The sequence below is a fragment of the Sunxiuqinia rutila genome, from assembly GCF_050589705.1.
Classification (GTDB): domain Bacteria; phylum Bacteroidota; class Bacteroidia; order Bacteroidales; family Prolixibacteraceae; genus Sunxiuqinia; species Sunxiuqinia rutila.
Map to the genome: position 1 here is coordinate 294,939 of NZ_JBNGOT010000003.1, position 22,638 is coordinate 317,576.

Here is a 22,638-nt window from a genome sequence, read left to right on the forward strand (position 1 = left end):
CCTTTTTACACATTTATTGGAAAATTAAAAAGCAATCATATTATTTACTATGCATTCTTATCGCTCTAAAAACACCCCCCTCAAATCACTAAAAAACAGCCTAAAAAAACGAGTGCATTATATGGTTTTTCAATGTTATTGCGCAAAAGAAAAATGCCCCAGTAATTTCCATTCATAGCGCCTATAGACGAATCATAATTTTCATATGATCAACTACATTCGACATTTTGCCATTTCCAAAATTTTCTTGCTATTCCCTTTGTTTTTGATATCTTTGCCGCCAATTTTGTAGAAAATTCGGCTTTTCCCGAAGAAGAAAAGAGGAAGATATTCTGCAATCGCACTAACATTTCCTTCGCCTCAACTACCATCAATCTAATAAACAACAAAGTATGAAGTATCGTTTCATTACATACCTTCTTGTGGGTGCTTTTGCCCTATTTTTTACGAATAAGGGATATTCGCAATTAACCGATCAATCCCCTATTCCCTTAAACCCCAAAGTCGTTAAAAGGACATTAGCCAATGGGTTTACCTATTATCTGCAGCACAATGCGATTCCAGAAAAACAGGTACAGTTTCAGATGATTATCAAAGCCGGATCGATACTTGAAACGGAAGAGCAGCGTGGTTTTGCCCACTTTCTGGAACACATGGTATTTAACGGAAGTAAGCATTTTCCCAACAACACACTGATTGACTATTTGCAGTCGATTGGAGTTGAATTTGGAGCCGACATCAATGCCTATACCGGCTATGACGAAACAATTTACATGCTTCCGCTTCCAAATTCCAATGAACAAACGCTAAATAAGGCCTTCCACTTTTTTGGTGATATTCTTTCGGGCCTGACACTTAGCACCGAAGCGATTGACAAGGAGCGCGGGATTATTCTAGAGGAATGGCGCACAACGATTGGCTTGGACAACCGCTTAAAAGATGAAATGTACCCCATGTTGTACCACAATGCCCGGTACCTTCATCGCCGTCCTATTGGATTGATGGAAGTGGTTACTAAGGAAGGGAATGACGAAGAACTGAGAAAGTTTCATCGCGCCTGGTATCGCCCCAATTTAACAAGCTTACTGATTGTCGGTAATTTCGATCAAGAAGATATTGAACAGCGTATTGAAGCTACATTTGGAACGATTAATAACCCCGAAAATGCGCCCGAGCGTAAGTATTACACTTTGCCATCTCATGCCAACACGCTGATAAAAATCATCAAAGATCAGGAGATTACAAGCACGTCGGTAAAGATTATTCGCAAGTTTCCTCATCAAGATGAAAAGACATTGGCAGATCTCAAGCGCAGTGTAACCAATATCATCTACACTTACATGGTTAACCAGCGACTTACCGATATTGCCCAGCAAAAAGATGCTCCCTACATGTACGCGCACTCTTACGCAACAAGCGGACCTGGGCATACCGATCGCTACATGTCTTTGGCAACGGTTAAAGCCGACAAAATTATTGAAGGCACCCAAGGTTTAATGCGAGAACTGTTGCGCATCAAGAAATTCGGTTTTACGCAAGCGGAATTGGAGCGAAAAAAGGAAATCCTCTATAACGACATGGAGCGAATGGCTCATGAAGAGGACAAACAATCATCGGGACAGATCATGGATGCGATTTCCAACCACATTCTTTATGGGGAGGAAAATGCCAGCATCTCATTCAAAAAAGAGTTTGTTCAAACAACTTTGGACGAGATCACCTTGGACGACATTCAAGCTTTGGTGAATGAATACATCGATCAATCCGAAGAAAACCGGGTGATTTTTGTAACGGCACCAGAAGATACCAATACGCCGACAGAAGAAGAACTGTTAACGGCCTTGAAAGATGTAGCCAAGGAAAGCCTCTCTCCCTATGACGACCTAGCTATTGATGAGCCTTTGATGGCGGAAAAGCCAAAGGCTGGCCAGATTCGAAACGAAACATACTCCGAAGAGATGGGCATTACAACCATTGAATTTGACAATGGCGTAAGCGTTGCTTTGAAACCAACGACCTTCAAAAACGATGAAATTCGGTTCTCTTCTTTACGAGAAGGAGGCTACTCGCTGTCCACCATCGACAACTTCGACAATGCTTCGATGGCTGCCATTTTGGTTAATGGAGGTGGATTGTCAAAGTTCAATGCGCTGCAACTGGAAAGGATTCTTTCCGGTAAGCAAGTGTACATTGCACCATATATCCATCGCCACACCGAAGGAGTAAGTGGTTTTTCATCGAAAGCTGATTTCGAAACCTTACTTCAGCTGAGTTATTTAACCTACACTGCTCCGCGAAAAGATGAAGACAAGTTCGAACAATTCATCGAAAATAAGAAAGAATACAACCGAAATACGTTGAATAGCCCGGACTCCTATTTTGCGGATGAAGTCAATAAAATCATGATGCAAAATAGCCCAAGAACGGCGACTCTTTTAACTCCGGAGCAGCTTGACCAAATCAGTCTGGATAAGGCATTCGATTTTTACCAATCGCGTTTTGGGTCAGCTTATGGAACACGCTTTTTCATTGTCGGGAGTTTTGAGGTCGATTCCATCAAGCCTCTTTTAGCGCAATACCTGGGGAGTCTTCCATCAAAAGAAATAAGAACAACTTATGCTGATCATGGAATTCGCCCACCAAAGGGAGAACATCGCTATGAGTTCCCTCGCAACACGGTTGAAAAGACCAAAGTGCTGATGCGCTTTACCGGGAAGTATCCAAGTTCTCAAAAGTCGAGGATTGAGATGGCCTTGTTAAGCGACATTCTCACCATTCGATTAAATGAAAAGCTACGCGAAGAAATCGGCGGAGTGTACTCTCCTTACGCTTCTTCAACAATCTTACAACGTCCATACGACAGCTACCGAATGGATATCTATTTCACCTGTTCTCCGGCCAATGTCGATACCTTGATTCAGGCCACTTTTGGCGAAATTGAATCGATGAAAAAGCAAGTGCAAGCTGCCAACCTCGAAAAAGTCCAAAAAGCCTGGCTGAAAAACCGGGAAGGTTCTTTAGAAACCAATGGCTATTGGCGCCGGGTATTGGAAGACCAATGGACACGTGGTGAAAATGCAAAGGACTTTGAACGTTATGAGAAGCACATACAAGGTGTAACAACCAAACGATTGAGTAAACTGGCTAAAAAATACCTGGATCAGAAAAATCATCTGCAGTTTATCCTAAGCCCGGAAAAATAAAAGGAGGTTCACCCCTTCCTGACGAAAAAGAAAAATATACCTATTCGATTTAATAATGAAGTTTATACAAAAGCACTTAGTTCTTTTAATACTATTCCTGAGTTTGCTTTGCTCGTTCAATACCAATGCGCAGGAGCAAATAACGGTAGAAGGGATTATTACAGATGCACAAACAGGAGAAAGCCTGATTGGAGCAACTGTCATCATTAAAAATACCACTTCAGGAGTCATCACCAATTACGAAGGACATTATAAATTTGGAGGCCTGGTTCCTGAAACGATTTTGCAATACTCTTACATTGGTTACGAAACCCAGGAGCTAGTCGTTGGAACCAAAACCATTATTGACATCCAGCTGCAGCCTTCTTCGAAGGATTTGGAAGCGGTTGTTGTCTTTGGTGAAAACCAAAAAGATATCCGGACCATTACCGGTTCGGTTGGCAAGATCGATACTAAAGTATTCTCCGCCGGAACACCTGCGGGTTCATTTGACCAGCTATTGCAAGGGCAGGTAGCCGGTTTGGCCATCCAGTCGAGCGGAGAACCCGGAGAAAAAGCATCCATTCGGATTCGCGGGAACAACTCCCTGGGAATTCGTGCAAAAGACGATGCAGAGCTGGTCTCGGCCAACAGAGCCAACGAACCTCTTTATATTTTAAACGGCTCTCCAATTTCTTCGGATGTCTTTAACACCATTAACCCGGATGATATTGTTGACATTCGCGTACTTAAAGACGGATTATCGACGGTCGAGTACGGAACCCGGGGAGCCAATGGAGTCATCGAGATCAAGACAAAACGTGGAATTGTTGGAGAAACTCAATACAACGTTCGCTACCAACACACCGTCAAACCTATTTCTGGACTCGGTGGAATTAGCTTAATGCAATCAAGCGAGAAACTGGCATTGGAAAGGGAATTGGAGATTGTTTCTGGCTTAGGCTTTATTTATACGCCTACCCCAAGCGACTCCGAAGAAGAAGCTTTCATCAAAAACAAACGTTACCGTCAACTCGAATCAACCAGCACCAACTGGCTAAAGGAATTGTCGCGCATTGCCCAGGTAAAAGACCTGCAATTGAGCATTTCCGGAGGAGCAGACGATACGCGCTATTATTTATCAACCAGCTATTACGATGAACAAGGTGGCTTTGATAATTCATGGGCTGAGCGATTTACAACCCGCTTTAATCTGGATCATAACTTCAACGATGATGTTTCCGTTGGTTTTGATTCCTCGGTAGGACGAAGTAAACGTTCAAAATCGCACTCATCTCCTGCCAGCTTGATTTACACGCTGCAGCCCTACGAAACAGCGAACTCGGACGACTTCATCGCACGAAATCCAATCACCATTGGCGGACAGTATTTCGAAAATCCTTTTGACGAATTGAATGGCCGTTATTCTGATTATACCTCCTGGCGCGTTGATCTTAATTCGCGATTGAACTGGATTGTTTCAGAAGCTTTCAATGCGAATGCTTCATTTGGAATAACCTACAACGATAGCGAAAACAACAGTCTCACACTAGCGAACAAATTGGTCCAGGATGCAGGGATCACCAAAGGCAAAGGAGCTTTTAACAAAAACGAATCAAAATCCCTGGCCTCGCGCTTAAACCTCTCGCTTGATTTCAGAAAACGTTTTAACGATCATTCGATCTCGGTAAGTGGTGGAACGGAATACATTCACACAAAAAACTGGGGGTTTGGATTTAACAGCATTGGCATATCCGATAAGGTTGATCCGGAGATTGGAGCCAATCCCAATGCCACCATTTCAACAGCAAAATTTTACGATGCTCTTCTGGGATTCTACCTGCGCGGGAACTATAATTTTGCCTCCAAATACAATGTTACCGGATCGTTCCGCTACGATGGATCATCTATTCTTCCGGAGGACAAACGTTTTGTTCCAGCCTGGGGATTGGGTGCTTCGTGGAACATCCAAAAAGAATCATGGTTCGAACAATTCGATGTATTTGATCAGTTTAAATTACGCGCCTCCTACGGTGTAAACTACAACTCCGGCGGCATCCGCCAAACCTTGGGATTGCCATTCTATGATTTTACCAATAATGATACCTATTTAGGTGATCGCGTCATCAACTTGGTTGAGTTCTGGAACCCCGACTTGAAGTTTGAACGTGCCAGACAGTGGAGTTTAGCGCTGGACTTCGGGCTTTTCGATCATAGCATTTACGGAACCATCGAAGCCTATGTAAAAAACACCGATGACCTGCTGGCTGCGGTGGATATTCCTGCCAGCAATGGTTATTCTGATCTATTACGCAACATTGGAAAGCTGCGTAACCAGGGGATTGAATTGCAGCTGAGTGCTGTAACAATTCGTACCGACCATTTCCGTTGGACAACAAACATCAACTTTGCTTACAACGATAATGAAATCACCGACTTGTACCTGCAAGATGAAATTAAAGTAGGCAGTGAAGGCTATTTCAAAGTCGGTGAGCCGATTAACTCGGCCTATGTGAAATATTGGGCAGGCGTGAATCCTGAAAACGGCATGCCTCTTTATTACGACGAAAACATGAATCTGGTAACAGGAGGAGTTGCCCCACAAATGACTGGTTTCGGCACCTACACACATCCTGTAACCGGTGGTTTTACCAATATTTTTAACTATCACGATTTAGAAGTATCAACCTTGTTTACCTATGCTTGGGGAGGTGTTAATTACAACAACCTAAAGGCTCGAATGATTCGTAACGTGAAAAATGGCGAAGTTCCTTACGAAGGTTTTTACAATGATATTTGGCTGAAACCCGGCGATGTGAAGCCACTTCCCTACCCCAAATTCTTTTCCGACACGAGTGTAAACTCCCTGTTTGTTGAAAATGCTTCGTACCTACGCTGGAAGAATATTATTATTCGGTACAACCTTAGCGAGCAGCTTAAAATTAAAGGAATCACTGCTTTCAAAATAACGGCACAGGCAAACAACCTGCTAACCATTACCGGCTACGAAGGTATTGACCCTGAAATTACAGGAATTGGGCAACCACTACCACGATCTTTTACGCTGGGAGTCGATGTCACCTTTTAAAAATTCAAGATGAAAAAATATATTCAATCACTCAAAATAGCACTCTGTGCCCTTGTCTTTTTATCCAGCTGCGACTTGCTGGATATCACTCCAGACCATGTTGTTCCTGAGGAAGCTGCGTTTTCTGACGTGGATTCATACCAAATGGCCTTGAATAATGTGTTTCGCAAGATGACCTCATCCGTCATGAATATGCAATCGACGGATTTTGCCAGCGATGATTTTTCAAGCGTACTCCCAGGCTACGCTCCTACCAATTACTACATTTACAACTGGGACTACCAAACACAACCTCAGCCCTTTATTTGGAGTTATCAGTATCAATTGATTGCTCAGGAGAATGTGCTTATTGGGAATTACAGTATTGTTCCGGCCAATGATGAAACGGAGCAAAAAGAGATTGACCAAATTTATGCGCAAGCTTTGGGCTTACGCGCTTGGTCTTTGTTCAACCTGGTTCAATTATATGCGCCTCACTACACTGGCGAGAACGGCGCTGAAGCTGCCATTCCTCTAAAGCTAAAACTGGATTTGGAATACCTCCCCAGAGCGAGCTTAACTGAGGTGTTCCAACAAATTTATTCGGATTTAGAAAAAGCGGAGCAGCTGTTTGTTGACACAGATTACGCACCTTCATCAACTCGCAAAGCCTACCAATTTGGCTTGGATGCTGTGCGCGCACTACAAGCCCGTGTAGCCCTTTTTGCCGGCGATTTGGACAAAGCGAAAGACGCATCGGCCCATTTCATCAATACGCCACTGCTTTCCCAAGAAACTTACTGGATGCTTTGGGAAGACCAGTTTGGAACGGCTAACAAAGAAATCATCTTTATGACCCATGATTTGAGTGATACCGATGATGCAGATTTGGTGGACTATCACGAAATGTATGTGACCAATAATGTACGCTTGAGCGACGAACTGATGACCAGTTTTTCGGCAGATGATGTGCGCAAAGAAGCATCCTACATCGGGCCAAACCAAATGCCTTATAAGCATATCATTCCAGTGAATGAGCGCAACAGCCAGCCCGACCGGAACCTGCACTATAAGCATTTTCGCTTGGCCGAGCAGTACCTGATTTACGCTGAAGCCGTGCTGGAATCAGCTCCCGATGAAGCCATGCGCGTATTAAACCTGCTAAAAGAAGCACGAGGCGCCGAGCTGCTGACTCAGACTCCCACCAAATTGGATATTTTAAACGAACGCCGAAAAGAGTTGTTTGCCGAAGGACTTCGCTTTTATGATTTAAAGCGCTTATCCAGCGAATTAAATATTGTGGTGCAACGGAAAGATGGGAAAGTTCTTACTCCAAACTCTCCACTGTACATCTGGGATATTCCCAAAGAAGAAACCAACTCCAATCCATACATCAATTAGAACAGCATGAAGAATACAATTGCACTATTCCTATTGGTAATGTTATTCGCTTCGTGCGAGAATCCGTACGAACACGTTTCAGAGGATAAATACTACACCGGAAATCCGGTTGTTAGTTTAAGTTCTGAGCAAGCAGCAATCCGGTTGGGCATTAATGAAAGTACCAACCACAGCCTGCAAGCCGGCGAATTTAAAGACAGTTTAATCTTAAGCCATACCCTTGACCAAACCATTCTTGTTACCCTGGAAATTGTGAATGAAGCCACCCAAGGAACGATCGACGAGCATTTTGCATTCCAACAAACAGTTATGATTGAGGCCGGACAAAACTATGGAAGCTTTACGGTAAATGCCTTGAACATACCAGAAGACGAAGTCAGCCAATACAAATTAGCCATACGCATCAAAGAAGTTGATGACGAGCAAATCATTGCCGGTTTGTATGGTGCTAAAAAGGAAAATGAACCACGTCAAAAGCGGTTTAAAACCTATTCGTTTCAAAAATAATCGATAAACAACAATTATAAACCAACGGGAGAAATCCCAAATTTCAAAATTAGTGTGATGAAAAAGAGAAATTTATTTTTTGCCCTTTTATTAGGTGCTGTTGCGAGTTTTACGTCTTGTTCAAAAGATGATGATTTAACTCCGGAGGAAATTGAAGCAAATGAAAAACAAGAGTTAGTTGATGAGGTTACAACAAACTTCAATACGGTTACTTCCACACTGTGGACATTTAAAGAATTTCAGCCTTCTGAAGATCTTTTAGCAGCCTCTGAAACAGAAGATGGTGCTATTGCAAAAACAATCATGGTAAAAGCAGAGCATGCAAAAAACTTCAACCTGATTTTGTCATTCGTTGCTGAGGGAGATTCTTTCAACCCTAAAGTTGATGTGAATTTGTCCGATGAAGAAATTGACACACAGCTAAAAGCTTTTCAAGATGCCGTTTATCCTGAATTTGCCGAATGGGGATTCATTTTAGGAAAAGAAAGTACTTTAGCTTCTTTCAGACGTGTCATTGCAGCTCCATTTGCTGCTGATGAATTAAAAATTGATGATATCACAAATGAAGAAACTGGTCTTTGTATTTTCAGCATTGCTATGAGAGACTTCTCTGAGCTTTCTTATGAAGATGCCGTATTGGCTCAAAAGCAATTGGTTGCCGGCAACAGTGACAGAATTTATTTCAACGAGGATGGAACATTAACCGTAGAAACAACTGACGTTGAATTTGGTGTTTCTAAATTGATCCTGGAAGAGGTAAAATAAAAAAAACAATTATAGCTTATTTAAAGGTCATTCCTGCTGGAATGGCCTTTTTTATTATCCACAGCACTCGCTACGATTCCTCCTACCCAGTATTGTGATCTTCATCTTCGAGAGCAAAGCCCAGTCAATTCGAAATGCATCCCCCCCCTTGGACTTTCAGACGCTTCGTATAATTGATTAAAATAGTTTTGAGGAACGCTTGGCCCTGAAACAAAAAAAGTGAAAGATCAATAACCAAAACCGGTTTCAATGATCTTTCACTTCTTTGTAATTTAATCCTTAGTAAGAACTTAGTCGTCCTTATTTTTCGTTTGAAAATGAATAAGGAAAGTCTGACTTTTTCGTTCCACGTTTTTTATTTGGTTCTGCTCCCATCTCAAAGTTTATGGTCGCTCCCTTCATCAACTCATCGTAGTTGAAGTAGTTTTTGCTGTAGGTTTTACCATTCAGCTTAATCGATTGAATATAGCGGTTATCCTGATTGTTTTCAGGCGCATTAATCTCGATTGTTTTACCATTTTCCAAGCTCACGGTAATCTTCTTGAACAATGGCGTTCCAATCACATACTCGGGAGTAGCCGGAGCTACCGGATAAAAGCCCATCGCACTAAATACATACCAAGCCGAAGTTTGGCCGTTATCCTCGTCTCCACAGTAACCGTCGGGATTTGGAGTGTACAAACGATCCATCACCTCGCGAATCCAATACTGTGTTTTCCAAGGTTCGCCGGCATAATTATACAGGTAAATCATGTGCTGAATAGGCTGGTTGCCATGCGCATAATTTCCCATGTTCATAATCTGCATTTCGCGAATCTCATGGATTACTTGTCCGTAGTACGAATCATCGAAAATTGGAGGAACCACAAAAACAGAATCCAACATCGACACAAATTCCTTCTTACCACCCATCAGGTCAATCAATCCCTCCACATCGTGGAAAACCGACCAAGTGTAGTGCCAGCTGTTTCCTTCGGTAAATGCATCTCCCCATTTGAATGGGCTGAATGGCGACTGGAATGAACCATCTTCATTGCGTCCGCGCATCAGTTTCGATTCTTTGTCGAACACGTTCTTGTAGTTTTGAGAACGCTCTGCAAAAATGGCAATTTCACTTTCGGGTTTGCCCAATGCTTTTCCAAGCTTGTACACACAGAAATCAGCAAAAGCATACTCTAAAGTACGGGCAACATTTTCGTTGATACCAACGTCGTATGGCACATAGCCCAGTTCGTTATAATAATCCACACCATAACGTCCAACCGAATTCACGGGACCTTCATGCGTGGTATTTTTCACCACAGCATCCCAAAGTGCGTCAATATCGTATCCACGCAAACCTTTCAAATAGGCGTCAGCAACAATGGTTGCCGAGTTCGAACCAATCATACAATCGCGGTGCCCCGGACTTGCCCACTCCGGCAAAAAGCCACTTTCCTTATAGGTATTGGCCAATCCTTCCTGAATTTTCTCATTCAACTCAGGATACATCAGGTTGAAGAATGGAAATACAGCCCGGAAGGTATCCCAAAAACCATTGTCGGTGAACATATATCCTGGCAACACTTCGCCATTGTATGGGCTATAGTGAACGATGTCTCCGTTAGCGTCGTACTCGTAAAACTTGCGTGGGAACAACAAAACACGGTACAAGGCCGAGTAGAATGTCTTAATCTGATCATCCGTACCCCCTTCAACTTTAATCCGCGAAAGCTCCTTATTCCAAATCGATTCGCCTTTTGCTTTTACCTCATCAAAAGAATCTTTTCCAAGCTCGTTTAAGTTGCGCTCTGCCTGCTCAAAACTAATAAAAGAAGAAGCTACGCGAGCGTGTACTTTTTCGCCTTTCTTGGTTTTGAATTTTACAACTGCTCCGGCATGTTCATCTTCCAATTCACTTTTTCCTTCCACCACTTTGTCTTTGCTCCAAACATCGCTGGTAACAAATGGCTTGTCGAAAACCACCACAAAGTAGTTCTTGAAATTATCAGGCACTCCCCCGCTATTGCGAGTGGTATAACCAATAATTTTATTTTCTGAAGGAATGATTTTCACATACGAACCTTGGTCAAAAGCATCAACCAATACGTAGGCATCTTCGGTTTCGGGGAATGTGAAGCGGAACATAGCCGCACGCTCGGTTGGCGTGATTTCCGTAATCACATCGTAATCGGCCAGGTATACTTTATAATAATGCGGTTTGGCGATCTCAGCCTTGTGCGAGAACCAACTTCCGCGCTCGTGCTCGTCAACCACCAGGTTTCCGGTTAATGGGAAAATGGAGAATTGGCCGTAATCATTGATCCACGGACTAGGCTGGTGTGTTTGTTTAAACCCACGAATTTTATAGTGATCATAGGAATAAACCCATCCGTCGCCCATCTTATTGGTTTGGGGGGTCCAAAAGTTCATCCCCCAAGGCAAGGCAATGGCCGGGTAGGTATTTCCGTTGGATAGTACAAATTCAGAATCGGTTCCCATCAGGGTATTGACATAGTCAACAGGTTGAAATTTTTGTGCGTAAGCCTGAAAGGTTGACAGGCCCAAAAGCAAGGAACATAAAATGACTAATCTTCTCATTGTAATTCAATTTTTTAGAGATCATGTAGCGGACAACAGGCATCGTTTCCACTCATCATCTGATTTCGGTATGCCCAATAATGTTTTCAAAGGCTAGTAAAATCAGCAGGTGAAAACTACTCACCCGCTGATTCAATATTCTCAATACAAGGGATTCTGCTGAATCCTTCAAAGACCGGAAGGTTTAGTAAGCGGAAGTTGGTCTGTCCGATAAGGCAGCACCAAAATCAGGATTAGGTTCCGCTCCCATGACGAACCTCAACGTTCCGCCATTCAAGATCGTAGCATGCGAAATATACGATTTGTTGTACGCCTCGCCATTCAGCTCAACAGCCTGGATGTATATATTTTCAGAACTGTTATTTTCAGCAACAACCGTAAAGTTTTTTCCACCAGGAAGTGAAATTTCCACTTGATCAAACAGCGGGCTTCCAAATACATAGTTGCCATTTGCCGGATTGACCGGGTAAAAGCCCATGGTTGACATGATGTACCAAGCCGACATCTGTCCGCAATCTTCATTACCACTTAACCCATCAGGCTGATCGGAGTACATTTCATGGTAGATTTGACGCACTTTTTCAGCGGTTTTCCACTGCTGACCAACATAGGCATACATATACGTAATGTGGTGACTGGGCTCGTTTCCATGAGCATACTGCCCGATCAAGCCGGTAATATCGGCTGACGCACCTTCCAGTTTGATCGATTCCATAGAGAACAAGCTATCCAATTTCGTGATGAAAGCCTCCTCACTGCCAAACAAATCAACCAATCCGTTTACATCCTGAGGGACCAGCCAGGTGTACTGCCACGCATTGCCCTCACAGTAATCGTCTTCGCGGTGTTGCGAGGCAATCGGATTGAAAGGCGTTCTCCAGCTTCCATCCGCCATTTTTCCGCGCATATGCTGCGTACTTTTGTCGAAATAGTTTTCGTAGTACTTGGCTCTTTTCGAGAACAATTCAAAATCTTCCGATTTTCCCATTGCCTTAGCCATAGCTGCAATACACCAATCGTCAATGGCATACTCCAAGGCTTTTGCAACAGATTCCACTTCACTCTCGGCCGGAATGTAGCCAATTTCCTTGATGAAATCCAGACCACGTTCATCGCGCATGGCAAAAGCTTTTACTGCTTCAAAAGCCAGTTCGGCATCAAAGCCACGGAATCCTTTCAAATAGGCATCCACAATAACCGGAACGGCATGGTAGCCCACCATCGTATTGGTTTCATTGCCCATCAGGTGCCACACCGGCAATTTGCCTTGTTGCTGGTAAATAGCCAGCATGGAATTGACAAAGTCGTTTACGCGTTCGGGTTGAACGATGGTAAACAAGGGATGAGCTGCCCGGTAAGTATCCCACAGTGAAAAAGTGGTGTAGGTTTCGTAGCCCGGATTAGGATGAACTTCATGGTCCGAGCCGCGGTAGTCGCCATTGGCATCGTTAAACAGCGAAGGCGCAATCATGGTATGATAAAGCGCTGTATAAAAAATTCTTTTGTCGGTTTCGTTGGGTGTTTCCACCTTAATTTTTGCCAACTCCTTGTTCCATTTTTCCTGGGCCTTGGCCTTTACTGCTTCAAAATCCCAATGATCAATTTCCGCAGTCAGGTTGTTTTTCGCTCCTTCGGTACTCACCGGAGAAATGGCAGTCTTAGCCAGTAATTCGCCATTCCCTTCAAATTCGATTATAACCCTTGCAATCCCCTTTTCATCCGAAGCATCAAGTACTTCGAAAGCTTTTATTTTTTTTGAGAATGTGGTGTGGAAAAAGACACGCTGGTCGTTAGCCCAGCCTTTTGAAAAACGGAATCCGTTGATGCTGTTATTATCCAACTGCTCAACCGAACCTTGGGTTAGCTGGTCCCAGCCTGTTCCGTAGTTTAAATCAATGATGACCTTGGAGTTACCATCTCCATCGTATTGGTACTTATGAAAGCCTACACGTTCAGAAGTTGTCAGTTCCGCATCAACCTGATGCCGGTCAATGTAGATGCTGTAATAACCGGGTTGCACCACTTCTTTTTTGTGCGTATAACTTGCTTTCCAATCGTAAGGAATATCCGAATCGGATGACGGTGCGTAACTGCCGGCAACCGGCATAAATAGAATATCTCCCAAATCGCCAATGCCGGTACCACTCAATTGGGTATGCGCAAATCCAATCAATATCGAATCGGAATAATGATAACCAGAACACCAATCCCACCCTTGCGTTTCATTATTTGGTCCGAGTTGAACGGCACCAAAAGGAACGCTGGCTCCTACAAATACGTGCCCATGACCACCCGAACCAATATAGGGATCGACATACGAAATCAAGTCCTTATTGGGGTTATTACTTTGGGGTGGACTGCAAGCAAGTACACTTGCCAGCACCATTAATAATAAGAGCATTCTCCTACTTTCTGTTAACTTAATCATGGTTTTACCTTTTATAAAAATTTGCGCTTAAAGATATTCAAAAATAAGCACCGCCAAAAGTATTTGGCGGTGCTTTGCTCATGGTTGTTTAGTTGAAAAAAAAAGAATTAGTTGGTTTGGGTATTCCACTGATTAGGTTTTAGTAACGGATTTGCATTTAATGCTCGGCTAGGTATCGGATAAACGGTTTTATCTGACGAATCCGCTGGCTTGTCCCACCATTCATTTCCGAACCGGTTCCAGCGAACCAAGTCAGTCCGACGATGCCTTTCACCAATAAACTCACGACCTCGTTCATCTACAAATTCATCATCAGTTAACTTACTAAGATTATTTACATAGCTGTTCTCATTCCAGTCATCATCAGCAAAGTTTCTTTTCCGGACTTCATCTAGAAGAGCGGCCGCATCCTCCTTATTGCCTGAACGATATTTACACTCAGCAAGAGCATAATAAGTTTCAGCTAGGCGAATCTCGGTAGCCGAATTCATTTGGAAATAATTTTGAGACATAGGTAACCAAGGAAACTTCACAAAACGAACGCCTGTGTTTTCTTCTCCTGTACTAACATGAGAACCTTCTTGCCAACGACCATCTGGTTTTTCCGAGAATCGACCACATTGGTCTACAAAAGAAAGAGGTAAACCGGAGTACTCCTCAGTTCCGAGTACAATTTTCGTACTGTCAAAACCATAGCCTTTGTCATAATTGAATTCATACTGTTGACCGATTAAGAAAAAACCTTCTCTGTTTCCATTGGTGTCGACTACCCGGAAAGGTTGCTTCCGTTTATCGGCATCTGCAAATTTCTCATATGGATTCCCTAGTTTATAAGGATTAATTTCTCCTTCCAAGTCACGGGACGGAGACAAGGTAACTCCATTCCATCCCCCCCAGTCGTTGTCAAAAGAGTAGCGTTGCTGATAGTGCATAGTAGCATTATACATCCAACCAAATTCATAGATATTCTTTGCATGCGGAAATTCCATAATATTTTCAGGAGAACGATAACCATTAATTCCTGAGCGGAAAGGTCCGGTGTAATCCTGGTCAATGCTATAATTTCCGTAAACGCCATCAATAATTTCCTGAGCATATTTAGCACATTCATCATATTTAGCAGTTCCAGTCCATACTTCTGCATTAAGGTATAAGCGTACCAGCAATGAAGCAGCTCCACCTTGATCCCAGCGACCAGCTCGTCCATTTTTGGGTAACCCTGGCAGAGATTCCTTCAATTCCTTTTCAATAAATTCAAAAACCTCTTGAGGCGAAGATTGCCCAACAACCTCATTGACGTTTACCACGATAGGTATCTCACGGAAAAAATCAATTAAAAACAAGTAAAACCAAGCTCTTAAAGTTCTAAGCTCACCAATATGCTGAGCCTTATCAGCTTCGGTCAATCCAAACGTTGCGTAATCGAGATTTGTAAAATCTTCAATAAATTGATTACACTGAGCAATCCCTTGATATGGGCCAGTCCAGGCACCATAAACTACTCCTTCGTTGTCGGTCCACTCATGTGCGTGAAAGCGAATCCACTGTCCGCCATCCCAGCCATGCTTTCCTTTCTGAGCCCACATAAACTGGTCCGCTGAGAGTTCTTGTGCAATCCAACGATCTCCATCCCAGCCACACCAGTGTCCATGTTCATAAGGACGAACGAGAGCAGCCATGATTGAATTCTTATCCTGATAATAGATATCTGTGGTTAGGGTGTCAAATACTTCTTCCTCCAAGTTCGTACAAGAGGGAGCTGCCAAAAAAAGGATCAGCAGAAGGTATAATATTTTTTTCGTATTCATCTTTTCAATTTCTATAAGTTAAAATCAGATTACTTAAAATGACACTTGAACTCCAAAGGTGTAATTCCGTGTAATTGGATAAACATCCAAGCTCATAATTCCAGGCTCGAGACCGGAAATTCCAACAGTTGTAGGATCAAGTCCTGAAAACTTGGTTAGTGTGAAAACATTCTTCACAGTAGCATATAACCGAATATTCCGCACATGTTTGTTGAATACTTTAGGAGACCATCCTAATGTTACGTTGTCCAATTTCAGATAATCGCCATCTTCAAGGAAATAATCAGTTACAACTTTCCCGGATGTAATGTGTCCATTTTTTTCATAAGCATCTTTCAGAAGGTTGACTCCGGGTTCTGCCACAAGTCCGTAATACATTTGATAAGTATTCAATATCTGATAATCAAATCTTCCACGGAAATACAACATCAGGTCGAAATTTTTATAGGTAAAGCTATTTCCCCATGATAATTCCATCCGGGGTGCTCCATTACCTAAATAGGTTTTATCTGTTTCCTTCCCTTCTGAAGAGGCATTAACCTTCTCGGTACCAACCTGCCCGTCTCTCCAAATTAATATTTTACCATCATCATCAACGCCGGCATACTTATAACCATAGAAACTTCCAATCTCCGTATCGTCCTCTAGCCGTTGAGCATACCCTGGATTTCCGGGAGACGGTAAGGAATAGCGATCCATATACCCTTTTGTAAAAGTACCATTGGAAAATTTGTCCAATTTTGATTTGATATACGAAGCAGTGATGTTAGTAGAATATCTAAATTCATCTTTCTGAACAGCATTCCAATTCAACATGACTTCCACCCCTTTTGAACTAGTAGAGGCCACATTCGTAAAAATCTGATCGTGGAGGAATGGTGGTACCGGAGCATCATAATTTGAAATCACATCTTTCCCTTTACGAATAAATCCATCAATACTTCCTGAAAGCTGGTTCTCAAACAAAGTGAAGTCAACTCCTAAGTTATTTGAAATTTGCTTTTCCCAACGCAAGTCAGGGTTTGGGTTATTAGCCGGTCCATAAACCTGGATCCATTCTCCTTCATCGTTTTGCCATTTTCCATATCCTTGATAACGAGCTAGAGCTGCATAACGGCTAAATCCGGAACGACCAGTTTCCCCATAAGATAAACGAACTTTTAAATCGTCTACAAAGTTGACACTCTCCATCCATGACATTTTGGAAATACGCCATGCTGCCGATGCTGCAGGGAAAGTTCCCCATTTGTTTTGAGCTCCAAATTTGGTATTTCCCTCGTACCGAACAGAACCTGTAAATAGAAACTTGTCATCAAAATTATAATTCGCTCGTCCAAAAAATGCAATTGTCTTCTCTTTGCTTCTCCAGGAATCCATACCTAAACGCCCTTTTTCCAATTGCCAACTACCTGCATCCAGGTTGTTATATTTGAAAGCATCAGAAGGAAAGTCCATATTCTCAGCCCAGAAGCCATGATTATTAAATTCCTGATAAGAGTAACCTCCCATTAGTTTGATATTATGCTTATCAATGGTAGTATAGTAGTTTCCAATCCACTCAAGTGTATAATCAGCCCATTTTTGATTTTGCAAACGAGCACGCCCAGTGCGCATATTATCTACAGATTCTTTGGCCTTTGATGTATGGTACTCTCTTTTATACTCATCATGCTTTTGCCGGGCCAGCTTAAGCTCCGTATTCAAATTAGACAAAAGATTCAGTTTAATGGTGAAGTCTACAATTGAATACTCCTGATCAGCGCCATTCTCCCTTTCTTTCAGCTCTTGAACCGGATTAAAGGTTGCATAGCCATACATCCGATAGTAACCGGAAGGATCATTGGCATCATAAACCGGAATCGTCGGATTCAATTTTACTGCTTGCTGAAAGACTCCATAGTTGGTGTATTCTTCTGTTGCATCCTTAAACGATAAATTTCCGCTTAATTCAAGTAATCCGTCCAATGCTTTTTGCTGAAAGCTAGCCCGAATACCTGTTTCTTGTCGTTCTGAGGCAATATCAATGGCTGTCTTTTCCCGATAGTTGGCTGAAATACGGAAAATTGTATTTTCGCTACCACCAGAAGCTGAAATAAAGTGGTTTTGTCCAAAGTTATCATCGCGTACAAGTTCATCATACCAATTTGTTCGGGCACCTCGATCAACATCAATGTCATGAGATAAAAACTCTTCAGGAGATAAAACATCAGGTTTTTTAGCAACAACATCATGGTCAATGTAGCTGTCATAGGTCACAACAACACTTCCTGATTTTCCCCTTTTCGTTTGAACAAGTATTACACCGTTCGCTGCTCTCGAACCATAAATTGCCGCCGCAGATCCATCCTTCAAGACAGTCATTGATTCAATATCTTGTTGTGCCAAGTTGCGAAGATCTCCTCCGGGCATTCCATCAATAATAATTAAAGGTCCATTTCCTGCATCAATAGATGACGCACCACGAACCTGAATATCCGTACTTCGATTCGGGTCAGCAGCTGCTGGATTCGAAATTGAAACTCCGGCAACTTTTCCATCCAACATTTGGATTGGACTATTCACAGCCCCTTGTATCAAATCTTTACTTGATACACTTGATACTGCGCTTGTTAAATCCTTTTTCTGCATCGAGCCATACCCAACAACGACGACCTCATCAAGTCCCAGTAATTCTTGTTCTAATACAATGTTCAACACCGTGTTAGACCCAACAGTTATTTCTTTTGATTTCATTCCAACAAAGGAATATACCAGAGTCGTACCCGTACTAAGACCAGTAATTGAATAATTCCCGTCAAAATCTGTTATTGTTCCATTAGTCGTTCCCTTAACAAGAATAGCTACTCCAGGAATTGGTTCTCCATTCTCATTAGTAACTTTCCCACGAATGTCTTTCTCTTGCTTTGATTCTATTTTATTAGCCGTTAACAAAATCAGGTTATCGTCCATAACCTTATATGATATGCCTTGATTTTCAAAAAGATCTTCAAGCACTTCATCTACACTTTTATTATTCGCTTTCAGGTTCACTAAACGTTCTACATCAACCTGTTCGCGCTGATAGAAAAAACGAAAATCTGTCGTTTCTTCAATCTCCATCAGAACATCAGAAATCTTTTTTTCTTTTAAATTCAGAGTCAATTTCGTTGTTTGCGAATACACAGAGGCCGAAACCTGCATAATGCAAACCAATAGAGTAAGTAAGGTCAGCTTCATCTTTAAAAACAGATTTTGTTTTCCTTTTGGTTTTAAAAGGAAAAACGATTCATTTTTTTTCATAAATTTGGAAGTTGTTGATTAATAATTAGTAGGTGTGACAGCACCTGGTTATTAACTTACTGGCCGGTTGGATGTGACAGCATCTGCCGGCTTTTTAGTGGTTCATTAAACTTAGTTTCACATAGGCATCCTCCAGCTTATTTTTTCGTGATAATTACTTTTTGATCATTAATAACATAGTTGATTGGAAGTGTTTTTTGCAAGATGTCCAACACTTCAATGATGGTCTCATTTCTTATGGTTCCATCATAATGGTGCTTCAATAACTGCTGATCCTGAATGGTTATATCAACCCCATATTTGCGTTCCAACAGGGTGATCAGCTCTCCAAGGCTCATATTAATAAAGATCAATTTGTTGTCTTTCCATGAGGAGAACAGCTGGGATTTTACGTCTTTTACCTGAACTGTTTTTTTACTTTTATGATAGACCAACTGTTCTCCCGGAACAAGTTCAATATTGTGTTCTAATTTCAGCTTGCTGGTTGACATTACCTGAATGCTTCCTTCCTCTAGGGTAGTAACCACCTCCTGATCTTCAGGATAGGCTTTTACATTGAATTCAGTTCCCATCACTTTTACATCATATTGGTCGGTGTGTACCAGAAAAGGAATCTCTTCGGAATGTTGCACATCAAACCAGGCCTCTCCGTTCAAGTAAACTTCGCGCTTGGTTTGACTCATATCGGTGGCGTATTTTAACTCCGATCCGGAATTCAGAAAGATAATCGTCCCGTCAGGCAAAACCGATTGCGAGATCGATCCTTTGGGAGCAATGGCGGTATAGTAAGTGGTTTCACTTTTGATTTCGGGGGCTTTAAGCTGAATCAAATTCCCAATCAGCAAGCCTAGGAGCAACATCGCTGCGGCAACATACCAATGCATTCGCGGCAGTTTGCGCACCTCTTTTTTATCTTCGGACTGCTGCACCTTTTTCCACAGACGCTCAAACCGGGCCCTACTCTCCTCCTGATCCATGGCTGCATCATCCATTTTTTCAAGGAGTGAATACAACTCCTTTTTCAGACCATACTCCAACTCCCCATCATGAAACAAAGCCAACAGCTTTCTCTCATCTTCCTTGGACACCACTTCGGCCCCTAGTTTGCCCAATTTCTTATGCAACAAATCGCTCATTCCTGCTTACTATTTTTACCTGTAATACGAATAAGCTTTCCGGGATACTCACGCCCTCGAAAAAAAAAATTAAAAAAACAGGGAAATAAAAAGGACAGCCAGCACCGAGTTACGCTTCAGCTTATCTTTCAGGAAAGTGGTGGCACGATACACTTGGTTTTCAACCGTGCGTTTGGACAAGCCAAGGGTTTCTGCAATTTCATCATGGCTCAAACCTTCCTCCTTGCTCATCTTAAAAATTTTGCGCCGCTGTTCGGGCATCTGTGCCATGAGCCGGTCAATTTGTGCCATCATATCGTTGTAGACAACTTCATCCCAGGTGTGATCGGCTTCATCTGTTCTTCCGCCGGCAAACTCCTGAAAAGCCTGCTCCAGGTTTTTACGTCGAATAAAATCATAAATGCTGTTGACGGCGACTTTGTAAAGGTAAGACTTGACGTTTCCGGAATCATTCAGTAAATGGCGCTTGTCCCACAATTTCAGAAAAACATCCTGCACCAATTCTTCGGCTTCCTCTTCTGACTTTAAGTAGCCAAAAGCAAAGCGATGAATCTTTACCCCATAGCGATCATATAAGACCCGAAAAGCATCTTTCGATCCCTCTCTCAAAAACTTTGTCAAGTGCTGATCGCTTATCTCTTGAGATATTCTCACTTAGATTCAATTTGGTTGGCTACCGACAAAGATAAAATAATTTTAATGCGCACCCTGTTCTCCAAATGAACTTTACTTTCGGCATACTAATCTCGACCTCGACTAAAACACTGACATACAACCACCAACTGCAACTACTTTTTCCGTATCCAGGCTGTACGCTTCACTGAGTCGTGTTGCTGCGCCAAGAAAGGCTGCAGAACCAAGGTCGTGTCCTTTAAGCCCGAAAAGGTGAACGTGGGCATCTTTCCGGCGGGTGAAACAAAGTTCAGGAATTGAATCGGATCTCCATTCTGATACACCAGTTTCTCACTTCCAACTGCAGGATAGCTTAAAAACAACGAGCCATAGGTTAGCCCAAAAGCCGGACGATCCTGTGTCCGTTCAACAATCGAAGGGCGCATCCCAATCAGAATTTCCACTTCATCGCCATTTTTCCATTTCTTGGCAATCTCCGTAAATTCTCCAGGAACAGCTTTGTATTTTACGCCCTTGCAAATCACGCTGGCTTGCCTAGCCCATTCCGGAATCCGAAAATAGAAGTTTAAATAACGCGTGTCCTGTAGCTCCACTTTTAAATTTATCTTTCCGTCATAAGGGTAGTTGGTGGCTTGCACCAGGCGCACGCCCCCTCCAGTAGTATGCTCATATTGCAAACTTGAACTTCCGTACACATTGAAGAAAATCCGGTCGTACAGCTGCGTATAAAAAAACGACTTCACCTGTTCTTCGCTCAAAGGCATATTCCCGGCTGAATTGTAAACTACGCGCTCCAAGGCATCGGCAAATCGCACTTCTTCGGTGTATTTTAACAAACTATCATTCAGGTTCACCCAAGCTTGCAGGTCTGCATTGGGCAAGTCTTCAAAACGCAGTGAGATTTTCTGGTTTAATTCCTCCCATTCTTCCGATAAAGTGGTTCCTTGAAGCTTTTTGCGCTTGGACTTAAGCTGCTCCAGCTGCTCTCCAAGCGCATGAATCTGATCGTCAAACAAGCTTGCTGCTGAAGCATCGGAGCCAGAGGCCGGTTCATTCTGCATCAGTTCTGCAACAACGCCGCCAAGCGAAATTTGATCGGCAGATACTACCTCGGCTTTATTGATTGGATCTCTGGCCGTTTTCAAGCTACACGAAACTGTAGCTAACAGGAAAAAGAAGAGACTTAGCTTTCTCATAATTTTAACAACTTTTCTGTTGTAAGGAACAGCAAAAAGAGATTCAGGTTCAAACATAACTTTTTTCAGTGACTCAAAACCCATGTCCGCCCTTAGCTTTCGCACACCTTTTATTCAAACCAGCATATAAAAAAATAATGTCGCAACGTATTGATAAATTTACCGGGGCGCTATTTATCCGGGAATACGGCTATTTCGCCGAAAAAAAGAGGCACAACTAAATAGAAAGTCCTACTTTAGTCAGGCTAACTAAAAAGACATTACACATGAACACTTTGGGCAATATTATTTGGGTCGTTTTTGGCGGCTTCCTCATTTTTCTGGAATACCTGATTGCAGGCATCTTATTGTGCTTAACCATTGTTGGTATTCCATTCGGCTTACAAAGCATTAAAATGGCGCAAATGGCCCTTTGGCCTTTTGGTAAGCGCATTGAATACATGGACTATGCTCCGGGCTGTTTATCTACAATCATGAATATCATTTGGTTGCTGATTGGTGGCATCTGGATTGCCTTGACTCACTTGGTATTTGGACTGCTCTTTGCCATTACCATTATTGGAATCCCATTTGCCAAACAACATTTTAAACTGGTGAGTCTGGCCATTACCCCATTTGGTCGCCGGATTGTTGATCGCTAAAAAAGCAGGCTTTCA

13 protein-coding genes are annotated in these 22,638 nt (G+C 42.4%); 6 read left to right on the top strand and 7 right to left on the bottom strand.

The features are described from left to right. Nucleotides 1–392: 392 nt before the first annotated feature. The 5 genes from ACRD6K_RS04895 to ACRD6K_RS04915 are packed head-to-tail and all read left to right on the top strand — an operon-like array spanning nt 393 to nt 8,922. Nucleotides 393–3,203, top strand: a complete 2,811-nt coding sequence (locus tag ACRD6K_RS04895; RefSeq protein WP_430972298.1) for a M16 family metallopeptidase — start codon at nt 393–395, stop codon at nt 3,201–3,203. Nucleotides 3,204–3,258: 55 nt separating this feature from the next. Next, nucleotides 3,259–6,270: a SusC/RagA family TonB-linked outer membrane protein gene (locus ACRD6K_RS04900; protein WP_430972299.1), complete on the top strand. Its 3,012-nt coding sequence runs from the start codon at nt 3,259–3,261 to the stop codon at nt 6,268–6,270. Nucleotides 6,271–6,279: 9 nt separating this feature from the next. Next, nucleotides 6,280–7,650, top strand: a complete 1,371-nt coding sequence (locus ACRD6K_RS04905; protein WP_430972300.1) for a RagB/SusD family nutrient uptake outer membrane protein — start codon at nt 6,280–6,282, stop codon at nt 7,648–7,650. 6 nt (nt 7,651–7,656) lie between these two features. Then, entirely contained in the window at nt 7,657–8,157 is a 501-nt protein-coding gene (locus tag ACRD6K_RS04910; protein WP_430972301.1) for a putative periplasmic lipoprotein, read from the top strand. 57 nt (nt 8,158–8,214) lie between these two features. After that, nucleotides 8,215–8,922: a hypothetical protein gene (locus ACRD6K_RS04915; protein ID WP_430972302.1), complete on the top strand. Its 708-nt coding sequence runs from the start codon at nt 8,215–8,217 to the stop codon at nt 8,920–8,922. Between the two features lie 300 nt (nt 8,923–9,222). Here ACRD6K_RS04915 and ACRD6K_RS04920 read toward each other — a convergent pair whose 3' ends face one another. The 7 genes from ACRD6K_RS04920 to ACRD6K_RS04950 all read right to left on the bottom strand — a co-directional run bounded on the left by ACRD6K_RS04920 (nt 9,223) and on the right by ACRD6K_RS04950 (nt 21,982). Beyond that, a complete protein-coding gene (locus ACRD6K_RS04920) occupies nt 9,223–11,502 on the bottom strand; it encodes a GH92 family glycosyl hydrolase (protein ID WP_430972303.1) in 2,280 nt (759 codons plus the stop codon). A 184-nt stretch (nt 11,503–11,686) separates the two neighbouring features. Next, entirely contained in the window at nt 11,687–13,903 is a 2,217-nt protein-coding gene (locus tag ACRD6K_RS04925; protein WP_430972304.1) for a GH92 family glycosyl hydrolase, read from the bottom strand. A 134-nt stretch (nt 13,904–14,037) separates the two neighbouring features. Continuing rightward, nucleotides 14,038–15,738 (bottom strand): RagB/SusD family nutrient uptake outer membrane protein, encoded by a 1,701-nt coding sequence (locus ACRD6K_RS04930; protein WP_430972305.1) that lies wholly within the window; start codon nt 15,736–15,738, stop codon nt 14,038–14,040. Between the two features lie 33 nt (nt 15,739–15,771). Next, nucleotides 15,772–18,954, bottom strand: a complete 3,183-nt coding sequence (locus ACRD6K_RS04935) for a SusC/RagA family TonB-linked outer membrane protein (protein WP_430972306.1) — start codon at nt 18,952–18,954, stop codon at nt 15,772–15,774. A gap of 200 nt (nt 18,955–19,154) precedes the next feature. Then, nucleotides 19,155–20,153: a FecR family protein gene (locus ACRD6K_RS04940; RefSeq protein WP_430972307.1), complete on the bottom strand. Its 999-nt coding sequence runs from the start codon at nt 20,151–20,153 to the stop codon at nt 19,155–19,157. Nucleotides 20,154–20,222: 69 nt separating this feature from the next. Next, on the bottom strand, nt 20,223–20,807 hold the full coding sequence (locus ACRD6K_RS04945) for an RNA polymerase sigma-70 factor (RefSeq protein ID WP_430972308.1): 585 nt from the start codon (nt 20,805–20,807) through the stop codon (nt 20,223–20,225). Between the two features lie 134 nt (nt 20,808–20,941). Next, a complete protein-coding gene (locus ACRD6K_RS04950) occupies nt 20,942–21,982 on the bottom strand; it encodes a glycoside hydrolase family 127 protein (protein ID WP_430972309.1) in 1,041 nt (346 codons plus the stop codon). A gap of 266 nt (nt 21,983–22,248) precedes the next feature. Here ACRD6K_RS04950 and ACRD6K_RS04955 point away from each other — a divergent pair, with 266 nt between their 5' ends. After that, the gene (locus ACRD6K_RS04955) at nt 22,249–22,623 is read left to right on the top strand and encodes a YccF domain-containing protein (protein ID WP_430972310.1); all 375 of its coding nucleotides are present in this window, start codon (nt 22,249–22,251) and stop codon (nt 22,621–22,623) included. Nucleotides 22,624–22,638 lie beyond the last annotated feature (15 nt).

Bases quoted from the DNA above. Each gene is read 5' to 3' on its own strand.
- ACRD6K_RS04955 (WP_430972310.1), top strand. From the start codon at position 22,249: ATGAACACTTTGGGCAATATTATTTGGGTCGTTTTTGGCGGCTTCCTC.
- ACRD6K_RS04910 (WP_430972301.1), top strand. From the start codon at position 7,657: ATGAAGAATACAATTGCACTATTCCTATTGGTAATGTTATTCGCTTCG.
- ACRD6K_RS04905 (WP_430972300.1), top strand. From the start codon at position 6,280: ATGAAAAAATATATTCAATCACTCAAAATAGCACTCTGTGCCCTTGTC.
- ACRD6K_RS04940 (WP_430972307.1), bottom strand. From the start codon at position 20,153: ATGAGCGATTTGTTGCATAAGAAATTGGGCAAACTAGGGGCCGAAGTG.
- ACRD6K_RS04950 (WP_430972309.1), bottom strand. From the start codon at position 21,982: ATGAGAAAGCTAAGTCTCTTCTTTTTCCTGTTAGCTACAGTTTCGTGT.
- ACRD6K_RS04920 (WP_430972303.1), bottom strand. From the start codon at position 11,502: ATGAGAAGATTAGTCATTTTATGTTCCTTGCTTTTGGGCCTGTCAACC.
- ACRD6K_RS04935 (WP_430972306.1), bottom strand. From the start codon at position 18,954: ATGAAGCTGACCTTACTTACTCTATTGGTTTGCATTATGCAGGTTTCG.
- ACRD6K_RS04915 (WP_430972302.1), top strand. From the start codon at position 8,215: ATGAAAAAGAGAAATTTATTTTTTGCCCTTTTATTAGGTGCTGTTGCG.
- ACRD6K_RS04925 (WP_430972304.1), bottom strand. From the start codon at position 13,903: ATGCTCTTATTATTAATGGTGCTGGCAAGTGTACTTGCTTGCAGTCCA.
- ACRD6K_RS04895 (WP_430972298.1), top strand. From the start codon at position 393: ATGAAGTATCGTTTCATTACATACCTTCTTGTGGGTGCTTTTGCCCTA.
- ACRD6K_RS04900 (WP_430972299.1), top strand. From the start codon at position 3,259: ATGAAGTTTATACAAAAGCACTTAGTTCTTTTAATACTATTCCTGAGT.
- ACRD6K_RS04930 (WP_430972305.1), bottom strand. From the start codon at position 15,738: ATGAATACGAAAAAAATATTATACCTTCTGCTGATCCTTTTTTTGGCA.